Below are 26323 nucleotides of genomic sequence, written 5' to 3' on the forward strand. Positions count from 1 at the left end.
CTATTTACGTTATTATTTTTATTTGCTAATTTAGGAAAAAATAGCGAATTATTTTGAAACAATAACTAATGCCGGTTTAATAGTTCTATCATTTAGTTTGTAACCAATATTTTTTACTTCTAAAATTGTATCTTTTTCTAAATCTGATGCAACCAATTCATAAACCTGATGAATATTAGAATCAAACTTATCACCAACATTTGGAATAATTTTATTCAATCCAAAATCAAACAGAATATTTTCAACCTGATTATATAACATATGAAATCCGACGATAAAATTTTTCAATGTATCATTATCAATTTTTTTAGCAGCAAGAATTGCTTTTTCAAAATTATTTATAGGTTGAATTATATTTTCCATAAAAGATTGAAGCGCGTATTTCTTTGCTTCAGCAATTTGTTTTTCTTGATGATCATTATTTTTTTGTTTATGATCACTAATTAAGTCTTGGGCCTTCTTTTGAATTGCAATAACCTCATCCTTAAATTTATTAGCTTCGATTATTGATTTAACTCTTAACTCCTCTTTTTCGTTGTTAATTTTTTCGATAGTTTCTTCCAAAGATTTAATTCTATCTTTTTTTTCTGAAAGTTCATTTGTAAGAATGGCATTTTTTTCAATTACTTTTTTTGTTAAATCATCCAGATCAGCGACTGAAACCAATTTAAGAACATAACTTTTTTTCTTAATCCTATAACTAAGTAAATCATCAGCTTCACTCTTACCTTTGTTTAATATTTCATTAATAATAGGATCAACATCATCATAATCTCAAACGTATGAAAAGTGTGTTATTTTTTCTTTGTGATTTTCTTTCTCACATAGCTCAAAATTTACTTTTTCGTATTTTTTAAAATCTCACATTATTTATCTCCTTTTTGCACTATTTTTGCCAATATGTCTAACGTTTCTAATGATTCATCAATATCAATATTTTTAGGCCCCATAATTGAGATTTCCTTAATATTTTTATCGTTCTCAAAGTCAATTTTTTTACTAATAATATTTAAATTTTCTCTTGAAAAATCAAGCTTAATTTTATTGTCTTCATCCAAATTATTTTCAATCATTGATCACACCGAATGTTTTTCGATGAGATCTAATAAGTCAACCAATTCTTCACGAGATATATCTTTTGATAAAATCATTGCGTTTTTGTTATAGGTTTTATTTTGAATCTTTTCTTCAAAAACGAAAATAGTTTTTACAAACTTTTCTAATATTTTTTCATAATTGCCTATTCTTTCTTTAAATAAAGGTAACAAAGCCTTAGCTCTTTCGGCCAATTCAATTAAAGGCGTATCAATTAGTCTTTCTTTAAATAGCCGCACGGCAATTCTCAAATCATTTAAAGCAATATCATCGCTAAAATCAAAAATTTTATTTTGCACATTACCACTACTGGTAACAATAACAATAACTGCTGAAGACGTATCAAGAGGTGTCAATTGAATACTTTTTAATTTTTCATCTTTATTATTGGAAGTTGCAACAACAGTAAAATGTGCCATTTTACTAATCAAATTAGCAGCTTCATCTAATGTAGAATCTACACTCAATCTTTTCTTTACAAGAATGTCACTCAAACTTTTATTAAAAAACTTCTTTGGATTATATGCAATATATTTCGTATAGTATTCAAGGCCTTTAGTTGAAGGTATTCTTCCACCGGATACATGCGGTTTTTCTAGAAAACCAATCTTTTCAAGATCAGACATAATATTTCTAATAGTTGCAGATGAAGAAGTCAAGTGTTTTGATTCAACTAATTTTTTAGATCCAACAGGTTCTCCTGTCTCAAAAAATTTTTCAACAATCATCTTAAAAATTTCTATGTGGCGTGCCTTTAATTCCATAAAACAAAAAACACCTCCTTAAAATTTAATAATATATATTTTAGCACTATTTTAGCACTTTATAAAGTTAATTGCTAATTTTACTACTAAATAAGTTAAGTTTCTTTTCTTCTTTATTTGATAATCTAATGTAATTTGGAATGTGTTTCAACAAAATTAATATAGAAGCAAAAACTAAAATGTAACTATGTGATCATAATGGAATATTATGGTTTATAAACGAAAGAATTCAAGATGTATAAAAATAGGGAATAAATGAATAAAAAGCAAAAATAATTGATATAACCACGGATGAAATCGAAATATATCTTATGATTAAAACTAAGGTTATATAAACCAGTACAAGCAATAAAAATGTTGGAAAATCAAATGCCAAAATCATTCCAAAAAATGAAGCAACACCTTTGCCACCCTTAAAATTAAAGTAACAAGGAAAAATATGCCCAATCAATGCTCCCAAACCTGCGAATAAAGGAATTATAAAATTACTATTTACCCCTTTTTTGATAGTAAAAACAATAATTGTGGGAATAAAAGACTTAAAAATATCAAAGCAAAAAACAAGTAATGCAAATTTAAAACCAAAGACTCTTAAAGCATTTGTCGCACCTGCATTTTTTGAACCAAAATTTCTAATATCACGTTTTTTTCTTTTTGAAATAATTATGCTAATATTAATCGAGCCAATTAAGTAGCCTAGTATTAAAATTATTAAATTAACTCACACGTATTTTCAATTGAACATAAATAAAATAATACATTATTTTAGTAAATCATTATTCAAAATTAAGACAAGTATACATCAAAAAAATTAAACAAAAAACATTACCTGCTTAGTAATTAGGCAATGTTTTTTGAAAACAAGGATTTTTAGCTTATAGCTTAATGTAACTAAAGTTATCGCCATCAATTTTATGTAATGATGTTACTGTTGCCTTTAAAGTTTGAAATACAGTATCTAGTTGTTTATAAAATTTTGGACCAATGTTATCATTAACCCATTTTAGAGTATCTAAATCACTGTGTCAAATATCTCCAAGGATCGCAAAATCTTTTTTCGTTAATCCATCAGGTCAATCATGAACAATTTGGCCATTTTCCAATTTTCTTTCTTTTAATTTTTCTATTGTTTTACCGTTTTTTAATACTCAAGCCTTAGGATTAATAGTTTGAGCATAGCCATCATATAAACCTGATTTTGCCTTAATTGCAAAGTTTGTTGATTCAACATAAGCCACTGGTAATTTAGCGATTTGATAGAATGGAGCATGGTCTGATCAGTCTCCAGTTTCACCTTCTTTATATTCGGTTTTAACAAATTGCGGATGAATTTTTAATTCTTGATCAGCATCCTTTATTTTGTTAGCTCTTTCTTTTGAAAGCATATTGATGTGGTTACGTAGTAATGGAGATAAATTTCATTCATCCTTTTTAACCTTGCCATACTCCTCATTCAAATCATCAACAGTATTAGGAGAGTGAATATACATATAATCACCGCCTGCAACTGTATCCATATTAATCATTCCTAAAGAATTATCGCGTAATTCATTTTTTTCGCCATTTAAGAATTGCTTTACGAATGCTTCTGAACCTAGTTTTCCAAGCTCTTCACCATCAACAAAAATTAAATGTAATCTAACACTTAGATTATCTCTATTTTTAGGATCTGAGAAATACTTTAATAAATTTAAATTAACAGTAACACCGGTAGCATTATCAGTTGCACCTCATGAAATACCTTCTGGTCCTACATTATTCATTGAGTCATAATGAGAAACAATGTAAAAATCTTTAATTTTTCTTTTACCATTATCAGTTAATTTAGCACTTGGGTTAATTGTTACCACAATATTATTACCCACATTATTGTATCCATTATTTGCAAATAAAAAACCTTGTGTAAAGAAGCCATCATTCTTTAAATTTTGCTTCATTGAATCAACTATTGCTTTATCTTTGGTTTCATCATATTGCACAGTTCTTTTATGATCATATTCAGGATATGTGATTCCATTTGGGGTGTAATTAGTATAACCCATATCTGCGATTTCTTTAACTAAATATTTATATGCATAATAGCTACCATAATTATTAACTTTTTGATCTACTTTTTCGCCAAATTTGTATAGTAAATTCTTTTCAACTATTTCTGTTGTTAATCTTTTATCTTTTTCTAACTTTATTCCATCATTTAAAAGTTTTTTAGGGGCGTGTTTAAGAGTTGTTGTCGCTAATGACGCTTTTTTAAAGTTATTATCATCTCCTGCTTTTCTACCATGAACAGTAGTCAAGAAATTTGTAAATGTATTTCTTAGCCCTACTTCATCAGTGGATTTTGGATTATTTGGATTTGAACATGAGATTGCCATTATTGGTAGTGCAATGCCAGTTAGCCCCCCCATGGCAATTAGTGCCTTAATTGAACGTTTCATAAACTTTTTCCTTTCTTAATTTATTTTATATTTGTACAAAATAACATTCAGCAATTTGTAAAATATAAATATATTTTAAACTATATTATTTTTTTATACACAAAAATCGACCAGATTAAACAAAAAAATATTTATAATAAATATATTAATAATAACAATTTTTCAATTAAAATTAAGATATCTTTTAAAAAAGCATGATACAAATTTCTTAATTAAATTAAGCAATATTCGTTTCCCAATATAAGATTTACATAATAAAAATATTAACAGTTTGACAAATATAATCTAGTTGTGCTTTAATAAATAATGCATATTTTCCAAAATTTCAGTGTTTTATTTTTTTATATATCTTTTCTAAAAAGTTTATAATTATGTTAAAAGAGGTATTAAATTATGAAAACATTTAAAAAGAAGAAGACTATATTGAAACTTTTTTTATCTGCAACGCCTGTTATTACAGGAGCTATTTTGCTAACTAGTTGTAGTCAAACTACAAATAAACAAGAAAAAGATAACGGTGTTCAACAAAGCAATAGCATTGATGCTTCTATTAATCGCGATGGTTCTTTAATTGGTGAAGAATTACGAGCTAAAGTAAATGATACAATTGCTAACGCTAACTTCACTATGACTGACAAGGCTAGGGATGAGTATAGCAGCCTTACTGATGATATTGCAAGAGATGAATATATTAATGGTTTATGAGAAAAAATTATAAAATGATTCTCTAAAAATCAAAATTCAGATGATAAAGATAGATTCTTTTTTACACCTGAAGACTTACGCAATGCAGATTTTAATGAATACATAAAAGTTTATATTCCTAATTTAGAATATTTTGCTGGAAACCATAATGTAAAATGCTACTTCGGTTATAATAGCGAAAAAAGAAATATTTTTTACTTCTTTAAAATTAAATGTTTGGATGGAAAGCAAACTGAAGGGCATGGTTTTGTAGATTTAACACTACCTATTGATAAATAATATGAAAACAAGTAAATTAATACTTGCCGGAATAATTGGAAGTTTAGCGCTTCCAATTATTTCTATATCATGCGCAAGACAACAAAAAATTCTAATTGATGAATCAAAAATTAACACTAAATACTTAACAAAGCTAAATGCTCAACAACTAGCATCACTGCACAATTTTGAACCCATTTTTATTAATCAAAACCAATCTAGCAAAACTTATTTAAAATATTTGGGTCAAGTTAAAAAGATTACAAATAACAATGAATTAGAATTTAACCCCACTCTCAAATTTAAACCAGAATTCAAATTGCAAAAATCGTGAAAACAGATAAGAACCAAATATGATAATTACAAAATAGAACGGACAAATAACTCTGCTTTTAAAAATTTTGATGACTTATTTACTCAATATGACTTTAAGGAAATAAGAAAAGCAGGAGGATATTCTAACCTTTGATTTTATTTCCTTGCTAACAAAAACAAAGATACAGATTATTACCGTGTTTATGATCCATATTTTTTTGATTTTCAAACAGTAATATTTCGTCTTGTTAACGATATAAAAACAAACAGTGGATTAATGAATAAAAATTCCCTTCTAAACAAAGTGGGTGAAGCCTTTATTACGCGTAATATTTTTAACAACGAATTCATTCAAGCCAGTTCTTGATTAAGGCCTGAAAATGAAATTTTTAGAAATACATTTATTAATTTTCTTATTTTATATTTAAATAAATTTGATCTTAATATTAAAAAAATTAACATAGATTGAACAAAGGCAAGAGTTCAGGAAAATGATTTTTCAAACCAAAGTTTTATTAGTTTTCAAATTGAAGACATTATTGATTTTGATGATAAAAACATTGTAAATAATGCAATTAAAAATAAAACCTTTTATATTAATGGTTTTAGAAATTATGCCACTGAACAAAAATTCGGTGTTGGCAATAATGGTCTTAGCGAAACACTACCTTTATTTAATGATTATGTAAAAAATCCATTTTTAATCATAAAACAAAATGAAAACATAAACCTTGGAAAGGATATAAATTCATTTATCAAAGGCTATAATAGCATCGATTATTGAAACTCGAGAGGTTTGGTATATTTATTTTCTAATTTTAAAGATTACCTAGAATTCGATATTCCAGACATATATAAGAATATTGATGAAAAATATAAAGTAATAGATATTCAATTTACAAATTACTATGAAACTAGCCAATTAATCAAAATGATTATTAGAGTTTTTAAAAAAGATAAAACAACAAAAGACTACGTACTATTAAGTTCAAACTTTGACGACCATGGACACTTTTTAAAGGCTATATCAACTAAGCTGGCAGCTGTTGATAAATTAGAAAGTAGCGACTATGCAATATATAGAAAAGAAAAAAAACCAACCTTCAACGGCATAAAACTAGATGATTTTGTTAATAACCCCTTATTTAATTCGCTAATAAATTATGCCTTAATAAATTGAAAAAAACACATTATTAATCCGAATAGCAATACACAGGATCAATTAAAACTCTTAACTGCTTATTTGAACAATTACCTTCTTGCATATGCTCTCGAAATTCAAAATTCAAATCTTAATAGCGGAATCAAAAAGATAGAATTAGCCAAAAATGAAACCGTTGGAGATGAAACTACTTTAAAATTTTATTTTTACAAGTTTAACTCAGAAAAGGATTTTCTTTACAAAAACAAGGGCGAGAAACCTTTTTACTATATAGATATAAAAGTAAAAAATTTATTTGAGTTTAGTAACGAAACACCAGTTTTTACAATTGTTTCTAAAGGACACTATAATGAAAAAATATAATATTTTAGCTTCCCTATTAATTCCTTCAATCGGGTTACTAACTATCTCATGCAACGCAACAAGCGGCATCGAAATAAAATCGTCAAAAAATGTACAAGGTTTTAAGGCAAATGAAGATCTCAATCCCTTAGAAATGCAATTTGATAAAAAAATAACAAAAACTGCTTTAGAAATAAAAAAAACAATGCGGACTTTTAATTATGCTTACTATACCTTTTTTGAAAACTATGATATAGTCAAAGATAAACTAAAAGAATTAATTGAAGAGCAAAGTATAAGTCAAAATAAAGATGGGCTAACAAAATATTACAATTCTTTTTGACATAACAAAAATCCTAAATTACTCAATGATTTTTCAAAGCTACTTGATGATTTTTACAATCTTTTTAATTCAGCTATTAAATCTCTATCAAATCTTAATTTTTATTTGGAACAATTCAGATTTGATAATGATAACTTAAAAAAACTAACAAAAGACCAATATACTAGCAAACTAGATGATGATTTTAAACAATATATCTATAACAAGGATTTTGCTGATAACATTTACGCAGCTAAAAAAATACCAATTAAAAATTTAATGATTGCCTTAAAAGAAAAACTAGTGCAAATATCAAACATGATAAAGAAACAAGAACTTAAAAACTTCTTAAATGAATATCACAAGGCAAAAATTTTCATTTATGACAATATCAACCATGTAAATCTTGACGTTAATATTGATTTAATAGTTTCTAATCTTGAAGAAAACAACCAACAAGAATTCTTTTAACTTCTACTATAGGTCTAAAAAAATTTATTAAATATAGCTTGTAGCCCAATTGACTGCAAGCTATTAAAATAAATAAAAAACTTAATCAATTTCCATTGGGATTTTTGCATTAACTTCCTCGTTAACACGTAAATCAAAACAAATTACATCATAAAATAAATCGATCTGTCTCGTAATAGTATCAACCTTAAATCTAATATCAATCCGATGAGATTTGCTAACTTTTGTTATATCGGGTTTATGAAGAAAAAAATACTTTTTAAATTCAACATCATTAGCAATCTTATCACCATCATCATGTTTCTTATTATTGTATTTTTTGTTAAGCTTTTCTATTACTTGAATAAATCTCGCCATTGCATTATCTTGTTCGGCATTATATTCTTTTTGTGCTTCATCAGATAACTTAAAAACAAATTCATTTCTAATGCTTGATAGTTGCGAAGCATTAAGTAACATAGGTTTTTGTCGCTGACTATCATCTATTTTATTAGAATTAGCACATGATATCAAAACAGGGCTAATTGCTATGCATAACCCGATCGATAAAAAACTCAATTTTTTATTAAATAAAGATTTTCTTATTATTGATTTCATAACACATATTTTAATACAACAAAAAATTATGTTTTATTTTTTTAAAAAAGAGCAACTTATGTTTTTATTTAAATATTTTTTAAATACTAAAATATTTTTATTAATTATTGTGTAAAAAACAAGATTGGCCAAATTAAGGAAACCTAAATTATTTTATTAGAAAAAATAATATAAAATTATTGTAAAAAAATAATAAGTAAAAATAGGAGCAATATGAAAAAGAAATTATTATTACTTAGTTGAATTCCTACATTAGCACTGTTAACCACTTCATGTATCGAAACTAAACAACCAAACCGTGAACCGAAGTCTGAAGATGATAACAAAAAAGAAAATAATGATAATACAAATACTGATTCTATAAATTCAAACAAAAAATCAGAAAACCAAAAACCAATTCCGTTACCGTTGCCAACACCTAAGCAACCCGAAATTTCTAAAGAGCAATCTTCGCCGGAAAATCCATTAAATCCGCATAGTAAAAAAGACAATAGCACCCCGCAATTGCCTCAATTCCCTATAATACCGCCAAACTTTCCAGGATTGCAAAAACCAAAACCAGCAATTAATAAACCGGAGTTGGAGATAAAACAAACTGAAGCATATAGAAAAATATTAGACAGATCTTTTGCTATTTCATTTAATACCATTACACAAAGTCTTGATGATGGAAAAAGAGATAAAGATGAAATTCCTTTCTTATCAACTGGAACTGGTTGAATACTTGATTATGCTTGAAAAAATGGAGTTGAAAATTCTGAAGAACTAATGTTATATATGGCAACAAATGCTCATGTATATCAATATGCATACAATGCATTAGACAATAAATTAAAAGAAACGTTCCCGGAATATTTTACTGGCGAAGAGCAAAAAGATGCTAGAGTTGTTTCATTTGGTATTGGCATACCTCTGGGTGATGCTAATTTAGAACCTATCGAGTCAGGAAAACACGAAGGCAATGAAAATATTGTTAGCTATTTTATAAATTCAAATGATCAAAAATATAAAAAAGATGTAAGAGATGTAAAACTTGTTGGAGATCAAATTTTTTCAAATCCAAAAACTGTTTTTGTCGCAACGGACTTCTTTGATAAGAAAACAAATGAAGAAATATTAAAGAAGCATCCAAACTATCAACCTAATATCAATAAAACCCAAAGAATTGGAAAAGACTTTGCTGTATTTGCTATAAAAATTAAATTCAACGAACTTAAAAAACAAGCCGAAACAAATCAAGATTTAAAGAAATTACTAGAACATATTAATAAAGGCATCAACAGCATTAATAATGATGTAACATTATTTTCATCAAAGCAATATCCTAACCATGATAAATCAAAAGTTCCCTATATTACATATGACTACTACTCAGCCTATCTTCACAAGGAACAATATAAAAACTTTGATAGCGAAAATGAAATTTTAAGTCCAAATGCAAAAAGAATATATATAGCAGGCTTCCCTTCTGATAATGATAGTGGAAATAATCAATACTTCTGAAAAAACTATCCTAAGAACATAAAAATCGAAGATTACACTTTCACAAATAAAAGCTTCTTAAGTAGTGCGCCAGTTGAAAATCTATTATCTGAAAAAACCATATCATATGGCATCGGTGTACAGGCACAAGTTCTAAATAGCAGTTTATATTATGGGGCAAGTGGTTCTCTTGCTGTAAATGAATTTGGAATGCCTGTTGGAATATATTCATCTCTTTCAGCACTAACCCCCAACATTAAAGATACAACAAAATGAGGCGCCTTTACTTTCTTAGTTCAAAATTCCAATGATTTATTCTATGGACCAAAACATAATTTAATAGATGGAAGTAATAAAGAGTTATATCCAAACCAAGAAAAATCTTTCAGACAAAATCTTAAAATTTTATCTGAACAAGATGATTTCTTTAAAGGTTTTAATAAAACGGTTTTATTTGAAAACGGTGTATAGTTTCTTTTTACATAAGGATTATCAAAAAAACAAAATCCCTCTTATAAATTTTTTAAAACTATCTTCAAAATCAAGGTTTTTAATTTTCAAATTCTTAAGATATTGTAGAATTTCTAAAATTAACCCTAATTATTAGGAATCACATTTAATTTATTCCTGTGTTTTCCACTTTAAGTATAAAAAAATAAAAATCTAATCGGAATTATCGATTAGATTTTTTGTTTATTCAAAGACTAGTTTAACAGTGTTTCTTACAAGAATTTTTTTTGATTGTAAAATGTCATACATAAATGATATTTCTTTATTAGATATTTTTGTTTCAATTAAATATATATCAATATGAATTTGCTGAATGTTATTTGTCTTATTCTTTGGATCAAATGAAACAATAAGTTTATTGGGCACAAATTCATTCTGCTTCATTTCTAAATATTGACCGGCATATGAGATTCTTACTTCATCATTTTTAATATCTAAAATACAGTCCATAACTTTTTCATCAGTAAATTCAATATGTGTAAATTCAGTGCTATTACTTTCTTTAAAATCGACAAAATCAGTCTCCACTTTGCTTAATATTTCGCCTTCTTGTTCTGAAATTAAAATATATTTTAGCTTCATTTTTTTAGTCTTTCAAATACAATGTCTTTGCCAAAAAGATAGATAGCCTTAGCTAATTCTGGTCCATGCTCCTCATATGTTGCAGCAATTCTAATAGGCATAAATAAATCCTTACCTTTTACATTTAATTCCTGCTTTGTGTGTTCAATACACATTTGAATGTTTTGAATATCAAAATCATTTTGATGCAATAATTTACTAAATGTTTTTACAACATCTATATTGGATATCACCAATGTAGTATTATCTTTTGGCTTGGTATATATTTTTAAATTATTTTTGATCTCATTGATTGTTGACGCTGATTGCTTGTAAGTTTCAACAAATAAATTGTTTCATTCGTCAGAAAATGGTGAATTAATTAATTTTATAATTTCTTGGTTTTCCACTTTTTTCATATATTGTTTTGAAAATCAATCCATCTTAACTATATCAAATTTAGAAGGTGATTTAGATAACCTTTCTGGATCAAATTTTTCAATTAATTCCTCATGACTCATTATTTCTTGGCTATCTTTTGAAGTTCAACCTAATAAAGATAAAAAGTTAAAAATTGCATGGCTGTTATATCCCTCATTCTTGTAATCTTCAATAAATTGCTTCAAAGTTTTATCTCTTTTTGAAAGTTTTTTACCTTCCATATTAGTAATAATGGTTAAATGTCCGAATACAGGAGGAGTTCAATTTAAAGACTCATATATTGCTAATTGCTTAGGCGTATTTGTTATATGTTCTTCGCCTCTTAGAACATGGCTAATTTCCATTTGGTGATCATCGACGACAACGGCAAAGTTGTATGTCGGATAACCATCGCTCTTGATAATAACAAAATCACCAATATCATCGCTATTAACTTCTATTCAACCCCTAACTAAATCGTTTCATCCATAAATAGTATTTTTTTTCAATCTTAGCCTTATTGAATATTCATTATTCTCATCCCTGCGTTTCTTTTCTTCATCAGAAATTTTCAATCAATTAGGGTCATATCTAAATGAAGCAATTTTAGCTTCCTCTTGTTCTTTATGCTGTTGCTCTAATTCCTGTGAATTATCATATGCCTTATACGCGAAACCTTTGGCAATTAACTTATTAGCAATGTCTCTATAAATTGCTAATTTTTCAGATTGTCGATAGTTGCCGTATTTTTTATTAGGTTTTAGCGGGCTTTCATCTGGTATTATACCCAGTCAAGCAAGGTTTTCAAGCTGACTCTCTTCCCCACCCTCGACATTTCTAGCAACATCAGTATCTTCTAATCTAAAAATAAAAGTTCCATTAAAATGTTTTGCAAATAAATAATTAAATAGAGCGGTTCTAGCACCGCCAATATGTAAATAACCTGTTGGACTTGGGGCGTATCTTGTTCTTATTGTTTTCATAATTATTCCTCTTCAAAAAGTAAAACTAATGGTTCAGTAACATCTTGTCAAAAACCTTTTAACGAAGGTGAAGTATTTCTAACAAAAGCTCATGGTGCTTCTTCAATTTCAGGGCGAGATTCTGGAAATCGAGATTTTGATGGACTAATAACATCATTAATAAAATTAGGTGCTGCTTCAACATTTTTTCTAATTCAATATAACATAATAAAAACTGCCTTAGGGTTATGTTTATATTGAGAATATTTGGGAATAGCAGCGCCAGGAATGTTTGCGACTAATTCATCATATCTAAATGAAAAAAGGCGATAATCATATTGACCGGATAAATTAGCAAATTTTAAAAACTGAAAATCAGGTTTAATCTTATAAACATGAGATGTATCATGTGTATTATTTAATTTCCTATCATTTGTGAATAGCCTATATTTATCATCAAACTGGCTAATTGGATTGAATAAACGTTTTGAATTTAATTCGTAAAATGAACTAGCACTACGTTTTTTAATTATTTTTTCTCCTTTTTCATTTATGCTAACAAAATTTGGATCATCAACAATTGATATAACCGGTAAATCAAACGTGCAAGCCGCTGATAAAACAGAGGGAGCTAAGATCGCGCCCAATGATCCTAATAAAGAAAAAATTAACATTTTTCTTTTAATTTTAGATTTTTTCATAATTATTAATTTTACTAAAATTTAAAATTTTAATGTTGTTAAGTAATTAGAATTTCTCTTTTTTTTCTTTATTTAGACATAGTTAAAATTAAATAATGAAACAATTGAATATATGAAAATTCGGTTCCAAGAAGATATTAAAGATTGTGGACTTTATGTATTACAATCATTACACAAATTTTATTGAAAAAAATGAGTTGATATAAATTTTTTAAAATATGAATCAACCTATTCTGAGGATGGGATTAATATTACCAACCTTTGTTTGTTGGCTAGTAAAATTGGCCTCCATACAGAAGCATTTAAAATTGAATGAGAAGAAATATTAAAACTCAAAACTTCTTTTCCATTAATTGCTATTTCAAAGATAGACAATTTTCTACATTATGTAATTATTGAAAACATAAGTGATAATTTTGTATTTACTTTAGATTCAACAAAAGGAAAAAGAAAAATAGAGATTAAGCAATTTAAAAAACAATTTACTGGCCTAATTATAATAGTTAAAAAACAGCAAGAATGTAATCAAAAAAATATTTATGAAAAGTTTTTTTCTTTTAAATTTAAACTTAATTTAAAGTCATTAGTCATTGGCGTCCTATTTAGTTTCATTACTATCTTTTTAAATTTTTTACTTTCATTTATTAATAAAAATATATTTGCAAGTATTCAACAAATAAAAATATCAGAAGGACAAAAAACAATAATGTTTTTCTTTTGAATTTCAATGGTTTTGCTTGTTGTTTCCTTATTAAATAATTTTTTATTAACAAAATTAAAAAATTTAATATCAACAACAATAAAAGAACAATTTATAAATAGCGTTGAAGGAGCGGAATACAAACAAATTTTAAAAATTAGCAAGAATGAAATTCTCTTAAGATATCTATCAATTGAATCAATAGCCGGTTTTTTATCGTTTATGATTTCTTTTATCTCTTCCTTTTTATTTTCTATTATCTTAGTTATACCTTTATTATTTTTTATAAAAATAAAATTCATATTAATAGTAATACTTGTTAATATAATTAAGACCTTGATTAGCTATTTTATAAACAATAAAATTAGCCATTTATCAAAAAAGCTAACACAAAAAAGCGTTGAAGAAATAAATAAACTTTCGTTTATAGTAAAAAATGAAGATTCTTATGGACTAATGCTGTGAGAAAATTTTGAAAAACAAAGTTTTTTAAGCAATATAAAAAGTTATAGAAATGTTGATCTTAATATTAATAAATTAAGTTCAATAAAAAATTTAATTTTAAGGTTTTTAAATTTGATAACCACAATAATAATTTATTGCTTTTTTTTATTACAAAAAACATCTAACCTAGGCCAATTATTTTTTATTTTGCAAATACAAACAATTATTTCTGAACCAAGCAATAATCTTCAAGAATTTTTTATAGGATGAAAAATTTTTAAGAACGGTTCAACTAGATTAAATTTTATAATCAATATTCCACAATCAAGATTAAGAAATTCTATTAATAATATAATAGATTTAAAAACAATTAAATTCAAAGGGCTTTGCTTTGGATTTGAACGTCACAATATAATAAATGATTTGAATTTTATTATTGATAAAGGTGCGAAATTGCAAGGCCCAAACGGTTCCGGAAAAAGTACTTTGTTTAAATTATTAAGTGGTTTTTATTTAAATTACAAAGGGTCAATTATTTTTAATAATATTGAAATCAAAGAGATAAATAAGTCTTGATTTAAGGAAAAAATTTATTTTTCAGGCAATGAATTTAATATGCCAAACATAGATTTATATACATATTTATTTTCAGATGTTAATAATAAGGAAAAAGAAAAAATATTAAAAGATACAGATTTCATCAGTGTTATAAATTCGCTAAATATAAATATATTTTCTAATCTACTTTTAAACTCAAATAAGTTTTCTATGGGACAAAAACAAATTATAAAATTATTGCCTCTATTAATAAAAAAATATCAATTGGTTTTGCTTGATGAAAGTTTTGAATTTTTATCACAGCAAATGTTTGAACTTATATCTAGATTAATATGTAAAAAACAAGAAAATTCTATTATTATTGAAACAAGCCATAATAAAAGATTTTTACTAAAAAATTCCCCAACTATTTTTCTAAAAAAATAAAATTCAATTTTTTTCATTTTTTTTGTGTTAATTTATAATTATTTTTATGAATAAATTAACCATTAAAAATAACAGTTTTAGCACGTTTAAATTTGAGAAAGATTTTTGCAATATACTCAATGAAGCAAAGGTAGAGTTTAATAGTACAAAAGATTTGTCTGTTGACCTTCTTTTTGTTAATAGATTCAAAATGAAAAAACTTAATAATTTGCATAGAAACAAAAACTATACAACTGATATTTTAAGCTTCCCACTAGAAGCAGCTAATGAGTTAGATTTTCTTGAAAATTTAGAGCTTGGTCAAATAATTATTTCGCCATGAAAAATAAAAAAACAAGCAAAAAAATTTAATCATAGTTTAAAAAGAGAATATTGCTATATTTTTGCCCATGGAGTTGCACACCTTTTTGGTTTTGACCACCAAACAGAAGCAGAAACTTTAGTTATGAATACACATGTAGAAAACATTATGAAACGTTTAAACATCACTAGATATTAATAAAAATTTTTATGAGGTTTATAAATGAAAAAAATTTGTTATGTTGGTTTAGTAGGAAGACCAAATGTAGGAAAAAGTACGCTAATAAATAACATTTTAGATTTTGAGTTAGCAATAGTTTCCAATGTTGCCCAAACAACAAGAGATAATATTAAAGGTATATACAATGATGATGAAGTCCAAATAATTTTTATTGATACCCCTGGAGTCCACAAGGCAGAATTCTTATTATCGGAAAAACTAAATCAAAAAAGTTATGAAACAATGAAGGCTGTTGATATTGTCTTATTTTTAACGCCAGCTAATGAAGAAATAGGAAAAGGCGATAAATTTATTATTAACAAAATTAAGGAAACAACAGATAGCGAAATAATAGCAATAATAACTAAAATTGATTTAATTGATAACAAAATAAAATTAGATGAAAAAGCTCATGAATTAAAAAGTTTAGGAATTAATACCGTTTTGGGTATTGGCAAAGATTATAAACAATCCTATATTGATTTAATTGATGAAATTAAAAAATATTCTTATGAAGATGATTTGCCTTTTGAGGAAGACCAATTAAGCGATGTCTCTCTTAGATTTATAGCTAAAGAAATTATTAGAGAATATGCAATTAAAAATTTATATCATGAAGTGCCGCATTCAATCGCTGTGCTAATTGATGAATTTAAAGAAAATGATAGCAAAACAATTCCGTATACAATTTCAGCTACTATTTATGTAAAAAGCGAATCACAAAAAGGTATTGTAATTGGTAAAGGGGCACAAAAAATAAAAACAATTTCAATGTCCTCAAGAGAAAAAATCGCCAGTGTTTTAAAACATCCTATTAATTTGTTTTTAAGAGTTAAAGTTGATGAGGATTGAGTGGATAAAGAGGAAAAAATTAAGAAAGCTGGATATTAAAATGAAAATTCAAATAACTCATAAATTAAAGCTTTCACTCCTCTTTATTTTAATCAGCATTATTTTTGTAGTTTTTATTATTATACTTTTTTTAAAAATAAGCAACCCTTATAAAATAAGTATTTATAACTATGAATCATACCTTAATAAAAATACTATTAACAAGATCAAAAAAAACTATTCATATCATACATTTAAGAATCTTGATGAATTTACAAGAGCAATAAAAAATAAAAAAGCTGTAGCAGGGGTAAATTCTGATTATCAAATAGCTCAACTTATCGTTGAAAACAAATTAAAAAAGATTAATTTTAAAAAAGTTTTTGATGTTAATTATGATGCAAAAAATAAAAAAGAGATCATATTAAATCTTTATACTAATGACGTAAAAAAACAATTTGATTTTTTTGATAGTTGAATAATACAGGAAATAAAGAGAATTAATCCAAATAATAAAATTGACAAGTTAAACTTTAAACCTTTTCTTTATTATAAAGATAAGGAAGTTATTGGCTTTGAAGCAGATAATAAAGAAGGTATGGACCATTTTTATGAATTTTTAATTCCTTATTTTACTCTTGACAAAGGTATAGCCTATAATCCTGAAAATTCAGAAATTTCAAAATCTACAAGAAATAATATTAAGGAAAATGCTGATTTTAGTGATATTAAAGACGGAAAAAATTGATTTGATCTAATAAATTCATTATCAAAAAAATATAAAAATCCAAAATTTTACTGAACTGATTGATTTCTTGACAATGCCATGATTGGTCAATTTTATAAAAATCTAATTGACAATGGAAGCCAAAAAAACTCATTCGGAAAATGAAAGGATTTAAACAAAGAGAACTACAAAAATATTATTGATCACTTTGCAAAATTTGTCAATGTTTCAACTGGCAACAATATAAAAGACACAAAAAGAAATAAACTTATAACTGATGGACAGGAAATTGTATCGGGCATAATTGAGCCAGCACGTGGAAAAGCTGATGTTGCAATAATGTATAATGGCGATGCACTTGATGCTTATTATGGAAAGGATAACTTTGCAAATTTAAATCAAAGTAATAATATATCGTTTGTTCGGCCTAAAAATACATATAAAAATATTGATGCATGAATCATTTCACAAGACACAGATGATAAAGAATCAGACGCTCTTCTAGAAACACTAAAAAACCTTGTTTTTGGGGATGTTAGTTTAAGCTACCAACAAATATATAATAAATACATAAATAATGTTTATAAAGAAATTAAAAATAGTGGGATTTCAGAAGAAGAAATAGAAAAAAATCTTTTTAACAAAAAAGATAAAAATAAAATTGCCAAATCATTAAAAGACATTGATTTATCATTTTATAAAAAATACTATAGATTTTTTAGAAATGCCTTTTCAAACGAAAATTTACAAAATGTTGCAAACTTTGATGTAATAAATTACACACCTAGTTTTAAGACTATAAAGTTCTTTTTATTAGAAACTTATTTCATTGATAGCAATAAAAATCAAGATCAAAAAGCAATTTCTATTTTTGATATAAAAGAAAACAAAGACATAAATTTTAGACCATATCAGCCGCTCAATCCTGAATTGAGAACAAAAATGATTGATTACTATTATCAAATAACCAAATCATAATGGTGAAAGGAATAATTATGGAAAAAAAGAAAGTTAAAAAGACAAACTCAGCAATCATTGAACTTGTTGATGTTGTTAAAGAGTTTGAAGACAAACTAGTTTTAGACAATGTCAATCTTAGTATCGAAAAAGGTGAATTTATTACTCTTTTAGGACCTTCTGGATCTGGCAAAACTACTATTTTAAGAATTATTGGTGGTTTTGAATGGGTTACTCGTGGAGAAGTTAAACTTCATGGCAAAGATATTAAGGATCTTTCCCCACATAAAAGGGATGTTTCTACTATATTCCAAGACTATGCTCTATTTCCACACTTAAATGTTGAAAACAATATTAAATATGGTCTAAGACTTAAGAGAATTAACAAAGAAAATCTTCCAAAATCATTTCATAATAAATTAACACTGCAAAGAAGAAAATGAAGAAAATTTGCCGATCAAAAAATGAAAAATCTCGACAAAGAATTCGAATTATATGAAAGAGAATTAAATAATAATTCATCGCTTTCAAAAAGAAAGAAACAAAAATACCAGCAATGAATTGATGATATGGATTTTAAATATTCATATTGAGAAAACTATGTTGACTTAAAAACTGAGGCATTTGAAAAAAGATACCTAACTAGAAAAATTACTAATGAAGAAATGGATAAAGAAGTTAAACAAATTATGGATCTCGTTGGCTTAAGCGGCAACGAAAAGAAAAACGTTAACTTTTTATCAGGTGGTATGAAACAAAGGGTAGCACTCGCAAGATCACTAGTTATTGAACCCGAAATTCTCTTATTAGACGAACCATTAAGTGCTCTTGATGCTAAAATAAGAGAAAAAATGCAAACTCTTTTAAGGGACATTCAACAAAAGCTGAAACTTACTTTTATTTTTGTAACTCATGACCGAAATGAAGCACTGCAACTGAGCGATAGAATTGCTGTTATTCGTGATGGAAAAGTAGAACAATTTACCACTCCGAAGGAACTTTATGATTTTCCAGTTAATAAATGAGTAGCAAACTTTATTGGAGATTCAAACTTTTTTAACGCTACTTTCATAAAAGCAAACAAGGTAAAATTTATGTCAAGGACTTTTGACACTATTCATGACGAATTTGAGCCCGGGGAAAGTTTGGATGCCCTTATAAGACCAGAAGATATTATTATAACAAGAGTAAAATCAAAAGCTAAGCTAACGGGAGAAATTATAAAATCAACCTATGGAGGCAGCTACTATAATTATGAGGTTCAATGTAAGGATAAAATTATTTATGTAGAAACTTCTTCAAAATACGCTGTCGGCAAAGAGGTATTTTTAGATTGGGATATTGATGCTATCCACCTAATGAAGAAAGATAAAAAACTTGAATTATTAGAAAATGAATTAGGTCAAACAAATGAAGTCTAGTACAAGAAATGTAAAAAAAATCAAAAAACTTTCTTCACCGATGTCAAAATTGCAATTTACATTTATAGTTCCATATGTTGTTTTTGCAGTTTTATTTATTATCCTACCTATGGTGTTTGTATGCATTTATGCATTTAAACCGTTAGAAGGACAAACAAAACTAGAAAATTGAGAAATTGCTCTAAAACCTTCAACATGGGTAATAATAGGAAGGTCTCTGCTGACTGGATTATTTGCTGCAACTGTATCGCTAATAATCGGTTTCCCGTATGCATATATTGTTTCAAGATCTAAATATAAGATTATTAAAATATTGGGTTTAACTCTAATTCTTAGCCCCTTAGCTATTTTTACAATATCAAAAGCTTTAGCAGTTAGAGGTTTATTCTCGGCAATTTTCGATGAAAATCAGTTAAATAACAATTTCTTTATTGTTTTTGGTATGGTTTATCTTTATCTACCATTCATGGTTCTACCATTGTACCAGGTTATTAAAGATATGCCAAATAACATTTTGGAAGCCTCGGAGGATTTAGGGTATTCAAAATTTAAAACAGTTTTTAAAGTTATAATTCCTTACACATCCAAAGCAATATTAAGTGGTTTCGGAATTGTTTTAATGATATCTGCAACCTCTATTATTATTTCAGACAAACTCCTACCAAATGGCAGTCAAAAACAACTAATTGGTAACCTAATAAACCAGTTTGCCAACACAGCCAACCCGTTTGATTTAGCAAATTCTTCAACATTAGTTATTATCACTCTTGCAGTCCTATTATCAATATATGCAATCATTTATGGAATACCATTCTTAATTAGAAAAAAAAGACAAGGAGGAAATTATGACTAAATTTAAAAACTTTTTAAAATATTCATATGTTTTTGTGATTCTTGCTTTTCTTTATATACCAATAATTTTTGGAACGATTTACAGTTTTAATTCCCCTTCAGATAAAGGAATTTTTTCAGTAACAACTTGAAATAGAACTTCTTTTGATGCATACAAGGAACTGTTTTCTAAATCACATAGTCTAGCATTTGTTAACTCATTTCTTCTTGGAATCGCAACTTCTGTCCTTGTTATTAGTATCTCCTTACTAACTGTTTTTGCTCTATGAAGACACAAGAATAAAGGGGCAAGATCTTTTGTGCAAGCAACCTCAAATGTGCCTATGATAAATCCTGACGTTATTACAGGATTGACACTTGCTATTGTTCTAAACTTCTTATTTTTTGGAACCCTAAAAGCAACGAGTGAAGGTTTTTTTAGATCTATTATTGGACATACTGTTATGTGTCTTCCATACGGAATTTTAATAATGCTACCTAAAAGCGATAAATTTTCCAAAAATATTTTTGAAGCAAGTCAGGATTTAGGATATTCAAAATTTAGAACATGATTTAAAACATATTTTATTTATATGCTAGGATCTATAATTTTTACATTTGTTATGACTATGACTTTGTCATTTGACGATTTTATTATTACAAGAATTGTTTCTAATACAGAAACGTTAGGAACACAATTGTATGAAGGTCAATTTCAGGCATGATCGCTGGCTATTGGTGCAATATCGCTTCTAATAGTAATATTTATAAATACACTATATATTATTTTTAAAGGAACACAAAATAAATTAGCTAAAAAATCCCTAGTTTTAAGTAAAAAACAAGCACAAAAGGATTTTTATAAGGAGGTCTTATAAATTGAACAAAAGAATTTTTAAGGTCTTAATATTTATACTTTCCTTTTTTGTTATAACCATAATTTTTATTTTTGCAATCTCAATTAAACTTTCAAATAAGTACCGGCCAAGTATTTATAATTACGAATCTTATTTAGCGCCTTCTATAAAAGAAAAACTAAAAAAAGACTACAACTATAAAGAATTCAAGGAAATCAACGAATTTACCCAAGCATTAACCCAAGACAAAGCGATTGCTGGTGTTGGAAGTGATTTTCAAACAGCACAACTCATTATAGAAAAAAAAGTCAGAAAAGTTGATTTTGCTAGATTATACGGAAAAAGTGATGCCAATGACTGAAATGTTAGAAAGTTTTTTTACACAGAAAATGTTAGAAAACACCTTGAAAACTTTGATAATCTAATATACAATAAGCTAGTAAACCTACCTAAACACGAATTAGATTCAAAAGGTTTTATTTTAGACAAAAATAAAAAACTTTGAAAAAGTAATACTAGCGCCCAATGAGAACATTTTTATGACTTCTTTATACCGTATTATGCGCAAGACAAAGGAGTTGCATATAATGTTAATAAAAATAGTAGACCTAATTTAACACTAAACAATTCGTCAATTCAAGAATTAGAAAACAAATCAATGCAACTCGATTGAAATCAAATTTTTGATACCCTAAAAGAAAATAAATATCAACATATTGGTTGAACTAATGCATTTGTTGATAACTTAATGATTGGGGCCATTAATTATAAATCACGAGACAACAAAAATTGAAAACAATTATTCACCTTCAATGGAGAAGGAAAACTCTTTGACTTTAACGAGAATAATTACAAGCTAGCAATTGATTCTTTCGTAGAATTTGTCAAAAATTCTTCTGGTTATGATATTAAAAACACAGCATATAATCACCTAAGTGGCGATGGATTAGAATTGCTTAACTACCTTATTGAACCAAAACAAGGACGCTCAGATTCATCAGTTATTTATAATGGCGATGCCTTAGACGCTTATTATTCAGAAGATAATTTTGCTTCGGTTGAAGAAGGAACAATTAGGTTTGTGCGCCCTAAAAACAATTATTACCTTGTCGATGGTTGAATTATATCCCATAAGCTAAGTGATGAAGACACTTCCAAATTTTTAGATAGCATTAGCTCTTTGATATATAATAACAACAACATTATTATCAGATCCGCCGAGAGCATTGAAAAAAGATTGAAATTACTAGAAAAGCGTTTCTTTGAAACATTAAAAAAATTCCTGACCAATGAAGACCTAAATAGTTCCATCGATACTTTAACGTTAATTTTCAACAGTGATAGCAGACAAGAAATTATCAAACTTCTTTCAAAATCCCAAAAATTAAAAAGTATTGATTGAAACAATCTGGAAAATTGAAAAAAATTCTTAAGAAGTTTTAAAAGTGAAATTACTGAGGATAATATTGAATTTTTACGAATTATAAGAAATAATTCTGATAAGGGAACAGATATTTTTTCAGATAGTTTTGAAGAAGTTTTTACTAAAAGCGACTTAGGTGAACTAATAAACTTTGAATATATTTCATATACACCAACAGATCTTTTAACATATAAATTTTTAGATGAATGGTATTTTGGAAATGATGAAATTGCCAAATCTATTTTCAAGCAACCCTCGACAAATGAGAATTATCATTTATTCACATATCCAATTATCGAAAACAACCTGCGAACAAAGATTGCAGCCTACTATTTCGAAGCAACAAAATCATAAATAGGTTAATCCTATTTTTTCTTTTAAATTTAAGAATAAAAACATTTAAACATTTAATAATGTTATCAAAAATTAAATAGTAACAAAATTTAAGTATAATTATAAATTATAAATTAGATTAAAAGAATTGGTTAGGAGCAATGTTATGACAATTAAAAAGTTATTACAAAACATTGAAACAATAAGAGAAAATGAAAAGTTTGAGGTTAAAGGTTGATTAGTTTCTAACAGAGGAAATGAAAAAATTAGATTCTTAACTATTAATGACGGGAGTACTGTTGCAACATTACAAATAGTAGTTAAAGGAGAAATGATTCAAAAACTCAATGTCGCGCAAATTTCACTAGGAACCTCATTAATTGCTAGAGGAATTATTCACCTCACACCAGATGCCCAACAACCGCTTGAACTTATTTTAGAAACATTAATTGTTATCAATCAAGTTGACAACGATTTTCCTATACAAAAAAAAGAAACTTCACTTGATTTTTTAAGAGAAATTCCTCACTTAAGAAATAGAACAAGCTTATTCAAAAGTATAATGTTAATAAGAAATACTCTTTCTTTTGAAATCCACAAATATTTTCAAGAACACGAATTTCTTTACATGGCATCACCGATTATCACTTCAAATGATGGTGAAGGAGCTGGCGAAACTTTGTTGGTTGATGATGAAACAAAAGAGTACTTTTTCAAGCAAAAAGCATTCCTAGGAGTTACAGGACAGCTTCATGCTGAAGCATATGCGGCTAGTTTTAAGAAGGTTTATACCTTTGGGCCTACATTTCGAGCCGAAAATTCGCACACATCACGCCATTTAGCTGAGTTTTGAATGATTGAACCTGAGGTTGCTTTTTATGAATTAAAGGATATTATTAACCTTGCAGATGATTTATTAAAAACTGTCATTAAAAACACCATAAGCAAACATTTAGATGAAATGAAGGTATTGCAATCTTACAATCCTGATCTACTAGAAACATTAAACAGATTTCTTGATAACAAACTAACAGTTATTGATTATAAAGATGTGGTTGAAAAACTTAAACCTTTTAGCGACCAATTTGAAGAAAAAAACATTTTTTTTGGTATGGATCTAGCTTCAGAACATGAAAAATTCCTTTCTGAAAAAATTGTAAATGGGCCAGTCGCTGTTACAAATTATCCAAAAGATATTAAAGCTTTTTATATGTACCAAAATGATGACAACAAAACTGTTGCAGCTTTTGATTTATTAGTTCCAGGGATAGGGGAATTAATTGGCGGTAGTCAAAGAGAATCAAGATATAGCAAACTTGTTCAAAGAATGCATGACTTAAAAATTTCACAAGAACCCTTACAATGATACATAGACTTGCGTAGATTTGGATATGCACCATCAAGTGGTTTTGGCATTGGTTTTGAAAGACTAGTGATGTATGTGACAGGTATTGCTAACATTAAGGATGTCATCCCCTTCCCAAGAGTTGCTGGACAAATTAAAATGTAACAAGGATATTAATGAAAAAAAATCTAACTATAATTATTCCTATTTACAACGTAAAAATACCTCTAAATGAAATTTTTTACAATATCTATAAACAAAAATCACAAAATTTTAATATCATTTTGACCTTTGATAGACCAAAAGAAAAGGATTATATAGAAATTGATAAACTACAATCAAAACTAGGCGAAAGGTTAAAAATTATCTTTAATTCGGGCCATCAACATTTCGATGTTGTAATAAAACAAGCTTTAGATCTTATTGAAACCCCTTATACGTTTATTCTTTACTCATATGCCAATTTAAAAAATGAGTTTATTCAAAGATTTGACAATTTTATTAAATCTTCGCCCAAAAAAGCAGATTTCATACAAGTTCCCGGATATAACCAAGTAATAAACAAATTATTATTCAAGTCAGCCCACTTATCAATGTTAGGTTTAGTCAATTTAGAAACCAATAAACTACCTTTTATATTAACTAGCCCTTTTATGTTCAATTCAATTGTTAAGACAAATATTTTAAAGAAAGTTTTTTTCTTACCTAAAACAAAGGATCTCAATCTAGAATATTCACCCAATCCTGTTTTTCAAAGCCTTCTTTATTCAAAAACATATGCTTTTTTCGAAGACACATGAATCATTAATAATAATGATAATCCATTAATTTTTAACCCTAAATCCTTGACTCGCAATTGAAATAATATATTCAATTCCTCCAATACAATAGATATTGAAACTAAAAATGCTCTCGAATTGGCTAAATGTCTAAATTATTGCTATTATATTGCTGCAATTGTCGGCTCATTAAAACATAATAAAAATCCATTAGATGAAAAAACACTAATTAGCATTAAAAACTCTCTTATTCAAGAAATTTCAATACTAAGACCTTTTTGAGTAGAGCAACTCCAAGCAAATCATTTTTTTAAAGAATTTAATATTCAAAAACTTTATGATTTAACGTCTGGTTTTAGTAAAAAATGAGACCACATTATTAAAAAATTTATATGACCATAAAGCAAAATGTTAAGGCTAATTTTTGAATAAGATTATTAGCTACATTAATTGATCTTCTTATTTTCATAGTTTTAATTGTAGCGACTTCTTTTATAATATTCAATTACAAAAAAGCTGAATTTCGCACACAAAGTACCACACTAAAAGAAATATACTTTCGCCTTTGGTTATTATTGATGATTTTTTTATGTATATTTGAATACATTGTTATTCCAACAATACTAAAAGGCCAAACAATTGGAATGTTAATATGTAAAATCAAAATTCTTTCCGATGAAGAAAAAAGAAGAACTTCCAAATTTATTTTTGATCGGCAAAGACTATTTGCATTCTTATGAATTTTTGTTTTTATGAGTTTCATGTTAATGTCTACTGATGCATTTTTAAAAGCTGCTCGCGGTGGAAAATTAAATAATGTTGAAAAGCTTGTTGTTATATTACCAACAGCACTAGCTACGATTTCTATAAATCTTCAAATACTGCTAATTATTTCTGGCATTTCATCAACAAGACTAAGTTGAAATGATAAATTATCGCGAACAAAAACCGTTTGAAAAAATAGATATGAAGATATTATTGAAGATGAAAATTTAATGTTTAAAATTAAACCAAAAAAACGTGAACTTCCTAAAATCAATATCACAAAATAGCCAAAAATTAAGGCTAT

At 27.0% G+C, this 26323-nt stretch carries 23 protein-coding genes; 15 read left to right on the plus strand and 8 right to left on the minus strand.

All coding sequences use genetic code 4. The annotated features are described in order from the left end of the window. Positions 1-48: 48 nt before the first annotated feature. The 4 genes from grpE to ACWXVU_RS00110 form a co-directional block, all read right to left on the minus strand. On the minus strand, positions 49-867 hold the full coding sequence (gene grpE / locus ACWXVU_RS00095; RefSeq protein ID WP_456011846.1) for a nucleotide exchange factor GrpE: 819 nt from the start codon (positions 865-867) through the stop codon (positions 49-51). After that, positions 867-1859, minus strand: a complete 993-nt coding sequence (gene hrcA, locus ACWXVU_RS00100) for a heat-inducible transcriptional repressor HrcA (RefSeq protein ID WP_438340469.1) — start codon at positions 1857-1859, stop codon at positions 867-869. Before hrcA ends, grpE begins: the two co-directional genes overlap by 1 nt. Positions 1860-1926: 67 nt before the next feature. Next, the gene (gene plsY, locus ACWXVU_RS00105; protein ID WP_456011848.1) at positions 1927-2604 is read right to left on the minus strand and encodes a glycerol-3-phosphate 1-O-acyltransferase PlsY; all 678 of its coding nucleotides are present in this window, start codon (positions 2602-2604) and stop codon (positions 1927-1929) included. Positions 2605-2734: 130 nt separating this feature from the next. Then, entirely contained in the window at positions 2735-4294 is a 1560-nt protein-coding gene (locus ACWXVU_RS00110; protein WP_456011850.1) for a M28 family metallopeptidase, read from the minus strand. A 393-nt stretch (positions 4295-4687) separates the two neighbouring features. Between ACWXVU_RS00110 and ACWXVU_RS00115 the strand changes: the two genes are divergently transcribed. The 3 genes from ACWXVU_RS00115 to ACWXVU_RS00125 are packed head-to-tail and all read left to right on the plus strand — an operon-like array spanning position 4688 to position 7869. Beyond that, positions 4688-5278, plus strand: a complete 591-nt coding sequence (locus ACWXVU_RS00115) for a hypothetical protein (RefSeq protein ID WP_456011852.1) — start codon at positions 4688-4690, stop codon at positions 5276-5278. Between the two features lies 1 nt (position 5279). Continuing rightward, a complete protein-coding gene (locus ACWXVU_RS00120) occupies positions 5280-7097 on the plus strand; it encodes an MAG3240 family lipoprotein (RefSeq protein WP_456011853.1) in 1818 nt (605 codons plus the stop codon). Next, complete coding sequence (locus ACWXVU_RS00125; RefSeq protein WP_456011854.1) at positions 7084-7869, plus strand: hypothetical protein; 786 nt, start codon at positions 7084-7086, stop codon at positions 7867-7869. Before ACWXVU_RS00120 ends, ACWXVU_RS00125 begins: the two co-directional genes overlap by 14 nt. 81 nt (positions 7870-7950) lie before the next feature. On the opposite strand, the gene ACWXVU_RS00130 is transcribed toward ACWXVU_RS00125, so the two are convergent. Beyond that, positions 7951-8466, minus strand: a complete 516-nt coding sequence (locus ACWXVU_RS00130; RefSeq protein ID WP_444704873.1) for a hypothetical protein — start codon at positions 8464-8466, stop codon at positions 7951-7953. Between the two features lie 213 nt (positions 8467-8679). Between ACWXVU_RS00130 and ACWXVU_RS00135 the strand changes: the two genes are divergently transcribed. Then, on the plus strand, positions 8680-10419 hold the full coding sequence (locus ACWXVU_RS00135; protein ID WP_456011856.1) for an MIP family Ig-specific serine endopeptidase: 1740 nt from the start codon (positions 8680-8682) through the stop codon (positions 10417-10419). Positions 10420-10641: 222 nt separating this feature from the next. On the opposite strand, the gene ACWXVU_RS00140 is transcribed toward ACWXVU_RS00135, so the two are convergent. From ACWXVU_RS00140 to ACWXVU_RS00150, 3 genes are read right to left on the minus strand one after another with little or no spacing between them, the layout of a single operon-like run. Then, the gene (locus ACWXVU_RS00140; RefSeq protein WP_438340477.1) at positions 10642-11040 is read right to left on the minus strand and encodes a hypothetical protein; all 399 of its coding nucleotides are present in this window, start codon (positions 11038-11040) and stop codon (positions 10642-10644) included. Beyond that, on the minus strand, positions 11031-12422 hold the full coding sequence (gltX, locus tag ACWXVU_RS00145; RefSeq protein ID WP_438340478.1) for a glutamate--tRNA ligase: 1392 nt from the start codon (positions 12420-12422) through the stop codon (positions 11031-11033). The genes ACWXVU_RS00140 and gltX overlap by 10 nt, the downstream gene beginning before the upstream one ends. Before the next feature lie 2 nt (positions 12423-12424). Further along, positions 12425-13102 (minus strand): hypothetical protein, encoded by a 678-nt coding sequence (locus ACWXVU_RS00150; RefSeq protein ID WP_438340479.1) that lies wholly within the window; start codon positions 13100-13102, stop codon positions 12425-12427. A gap of 112 nt (positions 13103-13214) precedes the next feature. On the opposite strand from ACWXVU_RS00150, the gene ACWXVU_RS00155 reads away from it, so the two are divergent. From ACWXVU_RS00155 to ACWXVU_RS00205, 11 genes are all read left to right on the plus strand, one after another. After that, entirely contained in the window at positions 13215-15230 is a 2016-nt protein-coding gene (locus ACWXVU_RS00155) for an Mbov_0121 family peptidase domain-containing ABC transporter (protein WP_438340480.1), read from the plus strand. A gap of 46 nt (positions 15231-15276) precedes the next feature. Beyond that, positions 15277-15729 carry an rRNA maturation RNase YbeY gene (gene ybeY, locus ACWXVU_RS00160; RefSeq protein ID WP_438340481.1) on the plus strand — a complete coding sequence of 151 codons (453 nt, stop codon included), beginning with the start codon at positions 15277-15279 and terminating at the stop codon, positions 15727-15729. Between the two features lie 24 nt (positions 15730-15753). Beyond that, complete coding sequence (era, locus tag ACWXVU_RS00165; protein WP_438340482.1) at positions 15754-16641, plus strand: GTPase Era; 888 nt, start codon at positions 15754-15756, stop codon at positions 16639-16641. 1 nt (position 16642) lies between these two features. Next, positions 16643-18286: a hypothetical protein gene (locus ACWXVU_RS00170; protein WP_438340483.1), complete on the plus strand. Its 1644-nt coding sequence runs from the start codon at positions 16643-16645 to the stop codon at positions 18284-18286. A gap of 17 nt (positions 18287-18303) precedes the next feature. Further along, positions 18304-19686, plus strand: a complete 1383-nt coding sequence (locus tag ACWXVU_RS00175; protein WP_444704882.1) for an ABC transporter ATP-binding protein — start codon at positions 18304-18306, stop codon at positions 19684-19686. Continuing rightward, complete coding sequence (locus tag ACWXVU_RS00180; protein ID WP_444704883.1) at positions 19676-20539, plus strand: ABC transporter permease; 864 nt, start codon at positions 19676-19678, stop codon at positions 20537-20539. Before ACWXVU_RS00175 ends, ACWXVU_RS00180 begins: the two co-directional genes overlap by 11 nt. After that, positions 20532-21395, plus strand: a complete 864-nt coding sequence (locus ACWXVU_RS00185) for an ABC transporter permease subunit (protein WP_438340486.1) — start codon at positions 20532-20534, stop codon at positions 21393-21395. Before ACWXVU_RS00180 ends, ACWXVU_RS00185 begins: the two co-directional genes overlap by 8 nt. Before the next feature lies 1 nt (position 21396). Further along, positions 21397-23151, plus strand: coding sequence for a hypothetical protein (locus ACWXVU_RS00190; protein ID WP_456011857.1), 1755 nt, complete (start codon positions 21397-21399; stop codon positions 23149-23151). A 145-nt stretch (positions 23152-23296) separates the two neighbouring features. Then, positions 23297-24640, plus strand: coding sequence for an asparagine--tRNA ligase (asnS, locus tag ACWXVU_RS00195; protein ID WP_444704885.1), 1344 nt, complete (start codon positions 23297-23299; stop codon positions 24638-24640). A gap of 11 nt (positions 24641-24651) precedes the next feature. Then, on the plus strand, positions 24652-25656 hold the full coding sequence (locus ACWXVU_RS00200; RefSeq protein WP_456011858.1) for a hypothetical protein: 1005 nt from the start codon (positions 24652-24654) through the stop codon (positions 25654-25656). After that, positions 25647-26306 (plus strand): RDD family protein, encoded by a 660-nt coding sequence (locus ACWXVU_RS00205; protein WP_444704887.1) that lies wholly within the window; start codon positions 25647-25649, stop codon positions 26304-26306. Before ACWXVU_RS00200 ends, ACWXVU_RS00205 begins: the two co-directional genes overlap by 10 nt. Positions 26307-26323: the final 17 nt, after the last annotated feature.

Source organism: Mycoplasma sp. 2575 (genome assembly GCF_053851635.1).